The organism is Vibrio sagamiensis NBRC 104589, assembly GCF_007990935.1.
Classification (GTDB): domain Bacteria; phylum Pseudomonadota; class Gammaproteobacteria; order Enterobacterales; family Vibrionaceae; genus Vibrio; species Vibrio sagamiensis.
Genome location: NZ_BJXJ01000002.1, coordinates 187055 through 201419, shown reverse-complemented (window position 1 = coordinate 201419; position 14365 = coordinate 187055). Strand labels below are relative to the sequence as shown.

Below are 14365 nucleotides of genomic sequence, written 5' to 3'. Positions count from 1 at the left end.
TTACTGGGAGCTTAGATCTGTCATCTGCTAAAATTGTTTGATGGCAAATCAGATTTAATCCACGCACGAAGTAGTCGGAGTAAAAGATGAAGTTCGTAGATGAAGCGGTAGTAAAAGTTCAAGCTGGTGATGGCGGCAGTGGTGTCGTCAGTTTTTGGCGTGAAAAGTTCATCACTAAAGGCGGCCCTGATGGCGGTGATGGCGGTGATGGTGGTGATATTTATATCCAAGCCGATGAAAACCTAAATACCCTGATTGATTACCGTTTCCAACGCTTTTACGAAGCTGAACGCGGAGAAAACGGGCGTGGCGGTAACTGTACAGGTAAACGTGGTAAAGACATTACCCTACGTGTACCGGTTGGTACTCGTGCGGTTGATATTCACACCAATGAAATCGTTGCAGAAGTTGCCGAGCATGGTAAAAAAATCATGGTGGCTAAAGGTGGCTGGCACGGCCTTGGTAACACGCGTTTTAAATCTTCGGTAAACCGAGCTCCTCGTCAGAGAACGCTGGGTACAAAAGGTGAAGTTCGTGAAATTCGTCTTGAGCTATTGTTGTTAGCCGACGTTGGTATGCTTGGTTTGCCAAATGCAGGTAAATCAACCTTTATTCGTGCAGTATCCGCTGCAAAGCCAAAAGTAGCAGACTACCCATTTACTACTCTTATTCCAAGCTTGGGTGTCGTGAGTGTCGTTCCTGAGAAGAGCTTTGTCGTTGCAGATATTCCTGGCCTTATTGAAGGTGCTGCCGACGGTGCAGGTCTAGGTATTCGCTTCCTAAAGCACCTAGAGCGTTGTCGTGTACTGTTACACATGATTGATATCATGCCGATTGATCAATCTGACCCAGTCCAAAACGCACTGACGATTATTGACGAACTTGAGCAATATAGTGAGAAGCTAGCGGATAAACCACGTTGGTTAGTGTTTAATAAAACAGACTTAATGCCAGAAGAAGAAGCTAATGAAAAGATCCAAGCGATCTTGGATGCGCTAGGTTGGGAAGATGAGTTCTTTAAGATCTCAGCGATCAACCGCAACGGTACTAAGGAGCTATGTTACAAACTGGCTGACTTTATGGAAAACTTGCCTCGTGAAGAGGAAGAAGTTGCAGAAGAAGACAAAGTCAACTTCATGTGGGACGATTACCATAAAGATGCGATGGCTGGTAAAGATGTGATCACTGAAGATGATGACGATGATTGGGATGACTGGGACGATGAAGAAGACGACGGTCATGTCGTTTACGTCCGTGATTGATCATTCAATGATTCAAAAAGCCGCAATATGTTTTGCGGCTTTTTTATTAGCCGAATAACTCACAGTGGCTCGAGTTTCTTTGGAGCTTTTTGTAATTTAATCTCCATCATTTAATTTCTATAACTTGATCTCTATAACTGAAGGATATGACATGATCATTAGTATGATAGCGGCAATGGCAGACAATCGAATTATTGGTAAAGATAATCAGATGCCATGGCACCTTCCTGCCGATTTTGCATGGTTTAAACGTTGTACAATGGGTAAACCTGTGATTATGGGGCGTAAAACATATGAATCGATTGGGCGTCCTTTGCCTGGTCGTTTAAATATCGTCATTAGCCGTGATGCTTCGTTCGTCATCGAAGGGGTCACCACTGTTACGTCAATCCAACAAGCACTGAATGCAGCAGGTGATGTTGAGGAGGCGATGATTATTGGTGGTGGAGCGATTTATACGGAATGCTTAGCCATCGCAGATAAACTTTATATTACTCATATTGAAGCTCAAGTCGAGGGCGACACCCAATTTCCCGAGTGGGGTAAGGACTTTAAAGAAGTCTATTCAGAAGCGTTTCAAGCGGATGAAAAAAATGCCTACAATATGCGTTTTACCATTTTAGAAAAGTAATAGACCTAGGTATTTAAGTTCACTTAGGCTTATCCAAATGGCTTCGCTCTGAATCAAGCATCTTGAAGTCATTTGGGTATATCTGTTTGAAATCGAGTGGTTCGAACTCAAGCATGCTGGTTTTAGTGCGCTTACGGGAGAGCCACTAACGAAGTGCTGGTTGAGTAAATATCTGCTTATCTTCCCAGCGTATCATGGTTAGAGCACCTCCCCATACACATCCGGTGTCTAAGCCAATAACGTGTTCATCATGGTGTCCTTGCAATGCTGCCCAGTGGCCGAACAGAACCGATTTTCCTAATTCAATACGTTGGGGAAGTTGAAACCAGGGGAGTAACTCCTGGGTTGAGACCTCATCAGGTGGCAGTTTACAGTCCATATCCAAACGTCCATCAGGGTGGCAAAAGCGCATACGTGTTAGCGCATTAATCGTATAGCGGTAGCGATCTAAACCTACCAGTGAAGGATTCCATTGATCTGGTTGATTTGTGTACATGTTTTCTAGTAACCAAGCCAGTTGGTCACTTTGTAGGATCTGCTCTACCTCACGTGCACAGGCCTTTGCGGTCGAGAGATCCCATAAAGGAGAAACCCCCGCATGACACATAACAAAATCATGATGTTCAGCCAAAAGTGGTTGTTTTATCAGCCAACTAAGTAATGCTTCTTTGTCAGGTGCAGATAGGATTGCTGCAGTTTGATCTTTCTCTTTGATGGGCTTAAGACCGTGAGCAACCGCCAGTAAATGCAGGTCATGATTGCCAAGTACAACCGTTGCGCTACGATCAAGAGATTTGATGAAGCGAAGTGTTTCTAGTGATTTAGGCCCTCTAGCAACAAGATCTCCCGCTAACCAAAGTTGATCGTGGAGAGTTGAAAAGTTTACCTGTGCGAGTAGTTGCTGTAATTCATCCAAGCAGCCTTGAATATCACCAACGATGTATGTGGCCATTATTTCTCCTAATTCAAGACATTAGGAATGGCAAGACGGAAAGGTTCGATCTCAGTTAAGAACTCTCGGCCTTGAGCGTCTTGCATTACATAATGCCCTTGCATGACACCAACAGGTGTTTCTAATGCAGTACCACTACTATAGGTGTATTCATCACTCGCTGAGATAAATGGTTGCTGCCCGACGACTCCTTCACCTTCTATCTTCATTTTTTTTCCATTGGAATCAGTAATCAGCCAGCTTCGACTGATAAGTTGTACTGTTTGCTGACTCAGGTTTTTTATTGTGATTATGTAGGCAAAAATAAAGCGGGATTGCTCTGGTGAGGATTGTTCTTCAATGTACTTGGTATGCACTTGAATCTTGATACAAGGTTGAATTACGTCCATATTCACTCCTCAAAAAGCTTATTATATCAATAAAGTATATATCCAAGTGGTATAAATAGATTACACCACTTGGAAATCAGCTCAGCAAAGGGAGCTGATAAGCGGAGATTTTAATGTTGTGAGTTATCGGCCAACCAATTAGCCATTGCCACAAATTGTTGTAAGGTTAAATTTTCTGGGCGCATGCCTGGATTTATACCAAGCTCTTCTAAGACTTCTGCACTCAATAATGATTTATAACAGTTACGTATGGTTTTGCGTCGTTGGTTAAAACCTTCGCGGCAAACACGATCAAGAAGACGAAGATCCTTAGCTGGATAAGGCAACTCTTCATATGGCATTAAACGAACAACCGCAGAATCGACTTTTGGCGGTGGAACAAATGCTGTCGGTGGAACTTCCAATACCGGTACGACTTTACAATAGTATTGTGCCATGACAGTTAAGCGACCATAAGCTTTACTACCAGGACCTGCTGCTAAACGGTTGACGACCTCTTTTTGCAGCATAAAGTGCATATCTTGAATGTCTTTATGGAATTCAAAGAGGTGGAACATCAGCGGGGTCGAGATGTTGTAAGGTAAGTTACCAAAAATACGTAGTTTATTATTTGGCTTCACTAATTGTTTGAAGTCAAAACGCATTGCGTCGCCTTCATGGATAGTGAGCTTATCAGCCAGTTCTGGGTGATTGCGAAGGCGTTCGGCAAGATCGCGATCTAACTCGATAACTGTGAATTTATCGACCTCTCGTCCTACAGGCTCAGTAATCGCGCCAAGCCCAGGGCCAATTTCAACCAGATTTTGGCCTGGTCGTGGATTAATCGCTGAGACGATACCATCAATAATGTAAGGATCGTTAAGGAAGTTTTGACCAAAACGTTTACGCGCTTTGTGCCCTAAGTGGACATCATTTCTCATTGTTTCTTCTCTACCAATTCTATCGCATGTGTGAGCGCCGTTCGGAAGCTTCCTGTATCCGCTTGGCCTGTCCCTGCCAGATCAAGTGCAGTACCGTGGTCCACCGAAGTCCTTATAAAAGGTAAACCAAGAGTTATATTAACTGAACGTCCAAAGCCTTTGTATTTTAATACAGGCAATACTTGGTCGTGATACATCCCTAATACTGCATCAGCATCATGTAAATATTTTTCATTGAAAATGGTATCTGCTGGTAATGGACCAATCAGATTCATCCCTTTTTCTTGTCGAATTTTTTCCAATGTGGGAGTAATCGTTTCGATTTCTTCATTGCCTAAACACCCATCTTCACCTGCATGTGGGTTTAAACCACATAGGTAGATCTTTGGTTTTGGTATAGCAAATTTTTCTACTAGATCTTGGTGTAGAACATCGATCACTTTTCCCAGTCGTTCTTTTGTAACGGCTTTGGACACGTAAGCCAAAGGGATATGTGTCGTAACTAATGCTACGCGAAGTCCCTCAGTGGCAAGCATCATTACCACTAACGGTGTGTTCGACTTTTCAGCGAAAAACTCCGTATGACCACTAAAAGCGAATCCAGAACGATTGATCACTCCTTTATGCACAGGACCCGTCACAATAGCATCAAATTCATTATTCATACAGCCCAAAGCCGCGCTTTCTAATGTTTTTAATACGTAGTGGCTATTGGTTTCATTGAGCTGACCTGCGACAGTTTGTTCGGTTGCTTCAATATGTTTAACAATTAATGTTCCTGCTTTCTGAGCCTGAGGTGGCAACTTTGGATTGTAATCAGTCAGTTGAACATCGATACCTAAAAGCTTAGCTCGTTCTAGTAGCATGTTCTTATCTGCACAAACTACAATTTGGTGTGCCCAATTTTCTTTGGATAAGGCGAGTACCAAGTCAGGGCCAATACCGGCTGGTTCGCCAGCAGTAACAATAATTCTTTTAATTGAATTAGCTATCATCGTTCTCATCCATGACTTCAACAAAAGCACTAGCGCGAAGCTCTTGCATCCAAGCCCCGGCTTCTTCGTTAAATTTACGGTTAAATAGCATGCGATAAGCTTTATTTTTTATAGCTGCATCAGTACGGTCAACTTGGCGACGGTCAAGGACTTCGACAATATGCCAACCATGAACAGTTTTGAAAGGTTCACTGATGCTTCCCGTTGGTAGTGTTTCAACTTGGTGTTTGAATTCCGGTACGTATAGATCAGGTGTTTGGTAACCAAGTTCACCATCTTGAGCTGCTGAACCAGGATCCTGGCTGTATTGTGTTGCTAATTCAGCAAAACTTGCTTCTCCTGCCTTGATACGGCGGATAAATTCTTTAAGCTGTTTTTCAGCACCTTCGTCGCTAAGAATAACAGTAGGCCTAATCAAAATATGGCGAGCATTAACCTCTGTAACAGCAACAGGTTCTAATCCTTTGATATCTTCTATTTTTAGTATGTGAAAACCTACACCACTACGAAATGGGCCAATGATACTGCCTTTATTTTGCATGTTAATTTGATCAGCAAAAATCGTTGGCATTTCCTCTTTGCGCATCCAGCCCCAATCACCACCTTGCAGAGCTTTTGGCCCTTTGGAGTATGTGTAGGCCATGGTTGAAAAGTCATCCCCTGCTTTTAATTTTTTAACTAAAGCTTTAGCTTCTGTTTCGAGCTCTGATTTATCTTTATCATCAGAAAACCGCAGTTGGATATGACCAATTTTGTACTGTACAGTCGCGTTGGTTTGTTGGGACAGTTGTTCTGCTAGGTTATCGACTTCTGCTGGGAGAATATTAATACGACGACGAACCAGTGCGTTGCGAGCTTCTGAGGCTGCAAGCTCTTTACGAATTTGTTCTCTAAACTCAGAATAACTCAACCCTTCTGCTTGGACTGCTTTTGCAAGTTGCTCTAGGCTTTGTTGGTTCTTGTTAGCAATGTCAGTAATAGCTTGATTTAAATTGTTATCATCAATGCGCACACCAATACGTTGCGCTTCTTGCTGTTGAAGTGCGTCTAAGATCAGTTTTTCTAAAACCTGCTCTTTTAATACATTGGCAGGAGGGAGCTCGGTGCCACTTTGTTTTGCATTTGCTTGTAAAGTTTTTATTGCCGTATTTATATCACTTTGCAATATAACGCCATCATTGACAATAACTGCGGCTTTATCGAGCTCAACAGGTGCAGCCATTACTCCTGAAGAGAGTAATGCGGTAAGGATTAGTGGTTTCCAAATGTTCATTAAAAATTCCGTCAGTCATAGAAATTAAGCATCTACCTATTAAGACGCTTAAATCGCTTAATTGTTCAAGTAGAATGGACGACCGTACTTTATTGCGTTGTCCGAGTCATTCAGCATACTGGCCGCTGTGGTATGACTTTCTTTAGTGCTAAAGCCACGAATGCCAAAATTGATACTGATATTGTCTTCATATTGTGCCTTCGAATCTTTACTAACAATGGTGTTATTATTCCAACCTAACAGTTGGTTAGAATAGGTTAGCCCCATATACCAGCAATCTGATTGGTAGCGTACGCCTGCCAACCACTCAAGATCGATCTGTTCATTAATATCGTAGTAATATTGGCCACTAGCAGACCAGCTATCATTTAACTCATAGGCTGTTACGATACCTGCTTGAGAAATACCTTTGCGCGTTATGGTATCAAGGTTTTTCATCGCAATTGAGTTTTCGATATAGTCTAATGTGACATAGCGGTAGTTCCCTTGGATGAAACCTTCGTCAAATTGGTATTCCAGTGTACTGTTTGCCAACTGCATGTCACCTAGATCAACATCGTACTGCAGACCACCGTGATAGAAAATATTGTCGTTGTAATTAAAATCAACTTCTACGGCCCAAGATGAGTAATTTGTTGCGCTTGAGTTAGACGTAATTGCATCTTTTTTAGAAAATTTAACGTCTTTATTAAAGTAGTAAATTTGACCAAACGAAATATTTAAACGTTCCTTGTAATTTTCATCAAAAAAGCGCGTGCTTGCACCATAGCTTAGTTGGTTAGCGGCAGCGATAAAGTCGATTCCACTGAAGCGACGGCTACGGAATAGACCATAATAGTCTGATTGTAATTGAGTCGTATCATAATCATAAATATGTGATTGATCTTCCTCTGGAACATACAGGTATTGTACTTGTGGCTCGAGTGTTTGAGTATAGCCTGTAAACCAGCTGGTTGTTCGTTCTAAGTGAAGTTGAGCATGGGAGCGAAACTCTGGGATAACTCTCGATACTCGACTATCTAAGTTTTGATCGGTCCATTCTGTTAGATCTTGAGAATAATAGGTCGTTGATAAGCGAGCCTCAGTTATCCATGTTGCCCAGGTATTCGAAAGAGGCATTGTTAACCCCGGCTCGACGTGTACACGAGTAGCGTTGGGTTTATAGCGGTCATTACTTTCAAAGCGACTTAATTGACTTTTCACATCAAAGTTAAGGTTTTCTCCCCACAATGGAGTAAAGTAATTTAGGTTCAATTGGGGCAGTAGCCGATACGGTCGATTATTATCTTCGACTAGAATCTGGAAGTCACGTACTGTAATTGAGGCATCCCAAAAGTCGGAGCGATACTTGATCTGACCTTCTTGCATTAGTTGCCCATCTTCTCGATTACCAATATCTGAGCTGAGGTCTTGAAAATACTCAATATCACTGACTTTGGAGTAATCGGCTTTAACAGCCCAGTGTTTATCGACAATGCCTTGATGTTTAAATTGGTAACCCCAACGAGATTTATCGTCGTATTTTTTATCTTTGTTGATGTACTCTGTTTTAATGCTTCCGTTTCCCCATTCATCAGTCAGATAACGAAAGTATGAATCCAATTTTAGACCACGTTTTTCCATGTAGAGTGGGGTGAGCGTCATATCGTATTGTGGTGCGATATTCCAATAGAAAGGAAGTTCAAACTCCATACCGTCGTTAGAGCCATAAGAAATGGATGGATATAAAAGGCCCGTTTTACGGCTATCACCAATTGGCATCGAGAGATATGGTACGTATAAAATTGGTACATCAATCACTTCAAAACGAGCATGGTGAAGAGTAGCTGTTTCTTCATTTTGGTCAATATCTATTTCAGAGGCAACCATACGCCAAGCATTATCGCCAGCTGGACAGGAAGTAATTGAACCGTCTTCTAATTCATATAAAGACTGTCCTGTCCGTGCTATATAGGCAGCACTGCCACGTCCTTGCTGCTGACATAAGAATTTATAATCGGTATTTTCTAGTGAGAAGGTTTCTTGGTTGAGATTATTGGTAACTCGCTCAGAACGTGCTTCAATGACCTGACCGTCACTAAACGTAACATTTCCTTCTGCGACAATAATATTGTCTGACTGGTGTAAAATAAGACTGTCTGCAGTGATGGTTTTTGAACCTTGAGTCACTTGGACATTACCAGAATATAAAGCTTTTTCACCATTAATGGCTTCTAAGTTATCAGCTTGCACTGTAACAGGCATTTCTTGAGTGTTTTCATGCCCGTTCGTTTCATCTAAGCATTGATCTGAAGTGTGCTTTTCCTGCACACTGTTATCGTTATGGATGCCTGCTTGGGTTGGTGATATGAATAAGGCACCGCTGATTGAGGCTGCTATTAATGTGCGGGAGAAATGTTGCATTGAATTGAACTTTCCTGTGTCACTGCTACTCGATAGTTGTAGAGGGCTAATATTATCTCGCATTATAGCTAAATAATTGGGCTATAGTTGCCATTATCCCTGAGGATGTATTTGCTATAACACTATGCCGCTATAAAATAGCTGCAAAGGTAATCAGGTATATTGCCAGATTTTAAATTACGAATTCCTTTATCATAAAGGAAATCATCGCGTCAGGCACTAAAAGACCGTCATCGTTGATAAAAATTCATAGATAGAGAACACAAAATGCATATTTTTGGCAAAATATTAGGCGCCTTTTTTGGTTTGTTACTTGGAGGGCCGGTTGGCTTATTTTTTGGTCTGTTCGTTGGCCACCAATTTGACAAAGCACGTCGTTTAAATCAAGCAGGTTTTTCCAATGGCGGTTTTGGCAAAGGGCCGAACACGTCTCAACGGCAAGAAGAGTTTTTTAAAGCGGCTTTTTCGGTAATGGGGCATGTGGCAAAAGCAAAGGGGCAAGTAACAAAAGAAGAGATACAACTCGCCTCAACAATGATGGATCGTATGAGTTTACATGGTGACTTGCGTTTAGCTGCTCAAAATGCGTTTCGAGAAGGTAAAGAGAGTGCTTTTCCATTGGATGAAACGTTACTCAAAGTAAAAATCTCATCAGGTGGTCGTTTTGACTTATTACAGTTTTTTCTTGAACTACAGATTTCAGCGGCATTTGCTGATGGTTCTTTACATCCTAGTGAGAGAAATGTATTACATAAAATTGCGCGTGGGTTGGGTTTTTCATCTGAGCAACTTGAGCGGCGTTTACAAATGCAAGAAGCTGCTTTTCGTTTTCAAAGTCAGGGAGGTTTTCAAGGTCAGCACCAATATCAGTCATCAAGCTCTGGTTGGCAACAGGCCTCATCAGCAGATCAACTGGCTGATGCCTATAAAATACTTGATGTGACTTCTGATGCTGATGCAAAAACGGTTAAACGTGCTTATCGTAAGCTAATGAATGAACATCACCCAGATAAGCTGATAGCGAAAGGCTTACCTCCAGAAATGATGAATGTCGCTAAAGAAAAATCTCAGGAAATTCAAAATGCTTACGATCTGATTAAAAAGGTCAAAGGCTTCAAGTAAGCGCTTGGTTCTTCACGTTTCACGCAAAAAGGGTACTCAGTACCCCTTTTTTGTTCCTTAATGGATATTTGGTTCGCTGGTTTCTTTTGGTGAGTTGCTTTTGGGTTATGGAGATCCAAAAGCTCTTTGACCTATTTTTAAGCGCTCTAGTCGGCTTGATTCAGGTTCCAATCGTATCCGTATTTCACCTTACCTGAGAAGTTTTTGTATTGCGGTGCGTACTTCACGATGTGGTTGAAGATTTGTTTCTCTCCACCAAAGTCCGCTGCAAACCAATCATAGATAGAAGACAGCTGTGCCGTGTTTCCTTGGATTGATACGCCTTTGCTGCTGTTGATAAATGTTTTAGCGGCACTTTCGAGTATGGCTTGAGTGTTGTCGGCGGTAAATGCTTGAATTTGTAAATTGGGACAGCCTAAGCTGGCGCAGTTCACAGCATAGTGTGTCCTTGGATCTTGCCAAATTGGCCGCAAGATTCGATGCTCAATATCGTTGAGTGTCAGATCCTTATTGTTTATTTTGATGATCTTTTCTTCCCAGGGCCCGAAAGTAAATAACCCACCCAGTTTGGTGATCGACTTTAGCGGATAGTTATCCAAGATCAGATCTACCGTAATCGCATTGTAGATATTAACCCAGTAGGCATATTGTTCAGCTTGACGGTATTGCAAAGGATCCAAGTTTGCTAAGTGTTGAATATATTTTTTTAACTGAACTTTGTCGTCTGCAGAGACGTTTTTATATTGAAATAGCGTATTCTCGTCTTGCTGAATCAAATAACGATCAAGTAATTGTTGCCATATCTTATGTGAAATCTCAGCGTTGTTTTGTTCATTAGATTGTTGCCAATAAGGCCAAAGCTCTGCTTTTGGTGCTGCAAATAGGGAAAATGAAATGAACGTGCACAAGAGTAATAGTAGGCGTTTCATTGACTCTCCTGTAGATGAGTTTGTGCTGGGCGTATTGAACTGTTTATTTTGAAAGTTTGTGCCAATTTGTAAAGCATCGTCGAGAGAGTTGGGTATAAAAGGTTGGTGAGTGCCAACCTTTTACTATTTCAGCTGTTATTTGAATTAGCTTAAGCTGTTTTTTTAGCTTAAAAAGGTTGGAATGTTCGCTTCGTATTGAGCAATCTTGTCTTCGTGCTGAAGAGTGAGACCGATATTATCCAAACCGTTGAGTAAGCAATGGCGACGGAAACTGTCAATTTCAAAGCCGTATTCTTTGCCATTAGCACGAACGACATTGGCTTCTAGATCCACTTCGACTTCTGCCCCTTCATTCGCTTCAACAAACTGGAAGATTTCATCCACTTCTTGCTCAGTCAAACGCACTGGCACCATTTGGTTGTTGATTGAGTTGCCGTAGAAAATATCGGCAAAGCTTGGTGCGATCATCGCTTTGATACCGTAATCCGCTAGTGCCCATGGTGCGTGTTCACGAGATGAGCCACAACCGAAGTTTTCACGCGCTAATAAGATAGAGGCGCCTTGGTAGCGTGGCGCATTCATCACGAACTCTGGGTTTGGCTGTTCGCCAGCGTCATCTAGGAAGCGCCAATCATGGAATAGATGCTTACCAAAACCTAAACGAGAAACCTTTTGTAGGAATTGCTTTGGAATAATCGCATCGGTATCGACGTTGGCTGCATCTAGAGCTACAACCAAACCAGTGTGTTGTTTAAAACCTGACATGATTATTCTCCCTAGTCCTGTTTATTAAAAGAAGTGAATTCACGAATATCGACAAAGTGACCTGCAATGGCCGCTGCCGCTGCCATTGCAGGACTGACTAAGTGAGTACGACCATCACGACCTTGGCGGCCTTCAAAGTTACGGTTTGATGTAGATGCGCAGCGCTCATGAGGACCTAAACGGTCGTTGTTCATTGCTAGACACATTGAGCAACCTGGTAGGCGCCACTCAAAGCCTGCTTCTTTAAAGATAATGTCCAAACCTTCTGCTTCCGCTTGTGCTTTTACTTGCTCAGAGCCAGGAACGATCAGCGCTTGAACATGAGAAGCAACTTTACGTCCTTTGGCTACTTCGGCTGCTGCGCGCATGTCTTCGATACGTGAGTTAGTACAAGAACCAACAAAGACTTTGTCTACGTTGTAATCTGAAAGTGATTTTCCTGCTTCTAGCCCCATGTAAGCCAATGCTTTTTCTGCCGAGGCTTTTTCTACAGGGTCGGCAAAACTTTCTGGTACTGGGATCGGCTGGTCTACCGCGATTACTTGGCCTGGGTTCGTCCCCCAAGTGACTTGTGGTTTAATGTCTGCTGCGTTTAGCGTTACGACCGCATCAAACTGAGCATCCTCATCCGTTTTTAATGTCTTCCAGTATTCGACTGCCGCATCAAAGTCCGTACCTTGAGGTGAGAATTTACGGCCCTTGATGTATTCGAATGTGGTTTCATCTGGTGCAATCAACCCGGCCTTTGCACCGAGCTCAATCGCCATGTTACATACGGTCATGCGGCCTTCCATTGAAAGGTCGGTGATCGCTTCACCGCAGAATTCAACCACGTAACCGGTACCACCTGCTGCTGTGGTTTCACCGATGATCGCTAGTACAATGTCTTTAGCGGTAATACCCGGAGCCACTTTGCCTTTTACTTCGATCTTCATCGTTTTAGCGCGCGCTTGTTTTAGCGTTTGAGTTGCTAATACGTGCTCAACTTCAGAGGTCCCGATACCAAAAGCGAGAGAGCCGAATGCACCGTGTGTCGCCGTGTGCGAGTCACCACAAACAATCGTCATGCCCGGCAGGGTAATACCAAGCTCTGGGCCCATAACGTGCACAATACCTTGGTATTTATGGTTGATGTCGTAAAGCGTAACGCCAAACTCTTCACAGTTTTTCGATAGCGTTTCCATCTGAATGCGTGCCATCTCACCGGATGCGTTGATGTCTTTGGTGATTGTGGAAACGTTATGGTCCATGGTGGCAAAAGTTTTGCTGACTTGGCGCACTTTACGACCTTTTTCACGCAAGCCGTCAAATGCTTGCGGAGACGTCACTTCATGTACCAAGTGACGGTCGATGTACAAGATTGGGTTTTCCCCTTCTGCTGCGACGGCAACGTGTGCGTCGTAGACTTTTTCGTATAATGTTTTGCCCATTGTTTGCTATCTCGTGTATAGCTCCCGACAACGGCTCATCAGGAGCAAATAATTATTATCAAATCGTGCTGTATTAAGAGTTTAAGATGTACTCAGCAATTTTATCGCCCATCTCAGAGGTCGAAAGTGCAGGGTTGTCACCAGCAAGGTCACCCGTTAGCTCACCCGCTGATAGTGCTTTTGCAACGGCTGTTTCGATGTCTTGTGCCGCGGCTTCTTCACCTAGACTGTAACGAAGCATCAGTGCTGCAGATAGGATTTGCGCCACTGGGTTAGCTATGTTCTTACCTGCGATATCTGGTGCACTGCCGCCTGCTGGTTCATAGAGACCGAATTTACTTTCGTTTAGGCTGGCTGATGGCAGCATACCCATAGAGCCTGTGATCATCGCGCACTCATCAGAGATGATATCGCCAAAGATATTCGAACACAGCATCACGTCGAACTGAGCTGGGTCTTTGATAAGCTGCATGGTTGCGTTATCAATGTACATGTGTGATAGCTCGACATCTGGGTAGCCTTTTGCGATTTCTTCGACCACTTCACGCCATAGGATTGAACTTTGCAGAACGTTCGCCTTGTCGATTGAGCACACTTTCTTGCGACGTAGACGGGCAGACTCAAAGGCGATTTTTGCAATGCGCTCGATCTCAAAGCGGTGGTACACCTCAGTGTCGAACGCTTTCTCTGTTGGTCCTTCACCTTCACGACCTTTTGGTTGGCCGAAGTAGATACCGCCTGTGAGTTCACGGACTACTACGATGTCAAAACCGCGACCTGAGATATCTGCACGTAGTGGTGAGAAGGCTTCAAGACCTGAGTGAATTTGCGCCGGGCGTAGGTTACAGAACAGTTGGAAGTGCTTACGTAGTGGCAGTAGGGCGCCGCGTTCAGGTTGATCATTGGGTGGCAAGTGTTCCCACTTAGGGCCGCCAACTGAGCCGAATAGGACAGCATCAGACTCTTCACATGCTTTGACTGTGCTTTCTGGCAATGGGCAGCCGTGATTATCGATGGCGATACCACCCACATCATGCTCGTCACGTTCAAACGCAATGCCGTGTTTCTTTTCGATTGCATCTAACACTTTATGGGCCTGTGCCATTACTTCTGGGCCGATGCCGTCGCCTGGTAAAACGGCAATTTTGTATGATTTATTTGTCATGTTAATCCTTTAAGTTCTCTAAAATTTTTGAGCTGTTCCAAACCAACTAAGTGAGGAGTAGGGCTTTCTTTCTACCTCAACAATCAATGATTATCGCGTTAATGGCGTTGCCATACGGTTAAACCGTTA

General features: G+C 43.1%; 13 protein-coding genes. 3 read left to right on the top strand and 10 right to left on the bottom strand.

Going from position 1 to position 14365, the window contains the following annotated elements; translation table 11 throughout:
- Nucleotides 1-86 precede the first annotated feature (86 nt).
- Both cgtA and folA read left to right on the top strand, forming a co-directional pair.
- Nucleotides 87-1262 (top strand): Obg family GTPase CgtA, encoded by a 1176-nt coding sequence (cgtA, locus tag VSA01S_RS02055; RefSeq protein WP_039978753.1) that lies wholly within the window; start codon nucleotides 87-89, stop codon nucleotides 1260-1262.
- 151 nt (nucleotides 1263-1413) lie between these two features.
- Nucleotides 1414-1893 carry a type 3 dihydrofolate reductase gene (folA, locus tag VSA01S_RS02050; RefSeq protein ID WP_039978754.1) on the top strand — a complete coding sequence of 160 codons (480 nt, stop codon included), beginning with the start codon at nucleotides 1414-1416 and terminating at the stop codon, nucleotides 1891-1893.
- A gap of 145 nt (nucleotides 1894-2038) precedes the next feature.
- Here folA and VSA01S_RS02045 read toward each other — a convergent pair whose 3' ends face one another.
- The 6 genes from VSA01S_RS02045 to lptD form a co-directional block, all read right to left on the bottom strand.
- Entirely contained in the window at nucleotides 2039-2845 is an 807-nt protein-coding gene (locus tag VSA01S_RS02045; RefSeq protein WP_039978755.1) for a symmetrical bis(5'-nucleosyl)-tetraphosphatase, read from the bottom strand.
- Between the two features lie 8 nt (nucleotides 2846-2853).
- Nucleotides 2854-3234 carry a Co2+/Mg2+ efflux facilitator ApaG/CorD gene (apaG, locus tag VSA01S_RS02040; protein ID WP_039978757.1) on the bottom strand — a complete coding sequence of 127 codons (381 nt, stop codon included), beginning with the start codon at nucleotides 3232-3234 and terminating at the stop codon, nucleotides 2854-2856.
- 110 nt (nucleotides 3235-3344) lie between these two features.
- Nucleotides 3345-4154, bottom strand: a complete 810-nt coding sequence (gene rsmA / locus VSA01S_RS02035) for a 16S rRNA (adenine(1518)-N(6)/adenine(1519)-N(6))-dimethyltransferase RsmA (protein WP_039978759.1) — start codon at nucleotides 4152-4154, stop codon at nucleotides 3345-3347.
- Nucleotides 4151-5149 (bottom strand): 4-hydroxythreonine-4-phosphate dehydrogenase PdxA, encoded by a 999-nt coding sequence (gene pdxA / locus VSA01S_RS02030; RefSeq protein ID WP_039978760.1) that lies wholly within the window; start codon nucleotides 5147-5149, stop codon nucleotides 4151-4153. Before pdxA ends, rsmA begins: the two co-directional genes overlap by 4 nt.
- The gene (gene surA, locus VSA01S_RS02025) at nucleotides 5139-6422 is read right to left on the bottom strand and encodes a peptidylprolyl isomerase SurA (RefSeq protein WP_039978762.1); all 1284 of its coding nucleotides are present in this window, start codon (nucleotides 6420-6422) and stop codon (nucleotides 5139-5141) included. The genes pdxA and surA overlap by 11 nt, the downstream gene beginning before the upstream one ends.
- 57 nt (nucleotides 6423-6479) lie before the next feature.
- Nucleotides 6480-8825 carry an LPS assembly protein LptD gene (gene lptD, locus VSA01S_RS02020; RefSeq protein ID WP_039978764.1) on the bottom strand — a complete coding sequence of 782 codons (2346 nt, stop codon included), beginning with the start codon at nucleotides 8823-8825 and terminating at the stop codon, nucleotides 6480-6482.
- Between the two features lie 267 nt (nucleotides 8826-9092).
- Here lptD and djlA point away from each other — a divergent pair, with 267 nt between their 5' ends.
- Entirely contained in the window at nucleotides 9093-9947 is an 855-nt protein-coding gene (gene djlA / locus VSA01S_RS02015) for a co-chaperone DjlA (RefSeq protein WP_039978766.1), read from the top strand.
- 146 nt (nucleotides 9948-10093) lie between these two features.
- Here djlA and VSA01S_RS02010 read toward each other — a convergent pair whose 3' ends face one another.
- From VSA01S_RS02010 to leuB, 4 genes are all read right to left on the bottom strand, one after another.
- Nucleotides 10094-10876: a DUF547 domain-containing protein gene (locus VSA01S_RS02010; protein WP_039978767.1), complete on the bottom strand. Its 783-nt coding sequence runs from the start codon at nucleotides 10874-10876 to the stop codon at nucleotides 10094-10096.
- 162 nt (nucleotides 10877-11038) lie between these two features.
- Entirely contained in the window at nucleotides 11039-11641 is a 603-nt protein-coding gene (leuD, locus tag VSA01S_RS02005) for a 3-isopropylmalate dehydratase small subunit (RefSeq protein ID WP_039978768.1), read from the bottom strand.
- Nucleotides 11642-11652: 11 nt separating this feature from the next.
- Nucleotides 11653-13071: a 3-isopropylmalate dehydratase large subunit gene (gene leuC, locus VSA01S_RS02000; protein ID WP_039978770.1), complete on the bottom strand. Its 1419-nt coding sequence runs from the start codon at nucleotides 13069-13071 to the stop codon at nucleotides 11653-11655.
- Nucleotides 13072-13144: 73 nt separating this feature from the next.
- Nucleotides 13145-14236 carry a 3-isopropylmalate dehydrogenase gene (gene leuB / locus VSA01S_RS01995; protein ID WP_039978771.1) on the bottom strand — a complete coding sequence of 364 codons (1092 nt, stop codon included), beginning with the start codon at nucleotides 14234-14236 and terminating at the stop codon, nucleotides 13145-13147.
- Between the last annotated feature and the right edge of the window lie 129 nt (nucleotides 14237-14365).

Bases quoted from the DNA above. Each gene is read 5' to 3' on its own strand.
- cgtA (WP_039978753.1), top strand. From the start codon at position 87: ATGAAGTTCGTAGATGAAGCGGTAGTAAAAGTTCAAGCTGGTGATGGC.
- folA (WP_039978754.1), top strand. From the start codon at position 1,414: ATGATCATTAGTATGATAGCGGCAATGGCAGACAATCGAATTATTGGT.
- VSA01S_RS02045 (WP_039978755.1), bottom strand. From the start codon at position 2,845: ATGGCCACATACATCGTTGGTGATATTCAAGGCTGCTTGGATGAATTA.
- apaG (WP_039978757.1), bottom strand. From the start codon at position 3,234: ATGGACGTAATTCAACCTTGTATCAAGATTCAAGTGCATACCAAGTAC.
- rsmA (WP_039978759.1), bottom strand. From the start codon at position 4,154: ATGAGAAATGATGTCCACTTAGGGCACAAAGCGCGTAAACGTTTTGGT.
- pdxA (WP_039978760.1), bottom strand. From the start codon at position 5,149: ATGATAGCTAATTCAATTAAAAGAATTATTGTTACTGCTGGCGAACCA.
- surA (WP_039978762.1), bottom strand. From the start codon at position 6,422: ATGAACATTTGGAAACCACTAATCCTTACCGCATTACTCTCTTCAGGA.
- lptD (WP_039978764.1), bottom strand. From the start codon at position 8,825: ATGCAACATTTCTCCCGCACATTAATAGCAGCCTCAATCAGCGGTGCC.
- djlA (WP_039978766.1), top strand. From the start codon at position 9,093: ATGCATATTTTTGGCAAAATATTAGGCGCCTTTTTTGGTTTGTTACTT.
- VSA01S_RS02010 (WP_039978767.1), bottom strand. From the start codon at position 10,876: ATGAAACGCCTACTATTACTCTTGTGCACGTTCATTTCATTTTCCCTA.
- leuD (WP_039978768.1), bottom strand. From the start codon at position 11,641: ATGTCAGGTTTTAAACAACACACTGGTTTGGTTGTAGCTCTAGATGCA.
- leuC (WP_039978770.1), bottom strand. From the start codon at position 13,071: ATGGGCAAAACATTATACGAAAAAGTCTACGACGCACACGTTGCCGTC.
- leuB (WP_039978771.1), bottom strand. From the start codon at position 14,236: ATGACAAATAAATCATACAAAATTGCCGTTTTACCAGGCGACGGCATC.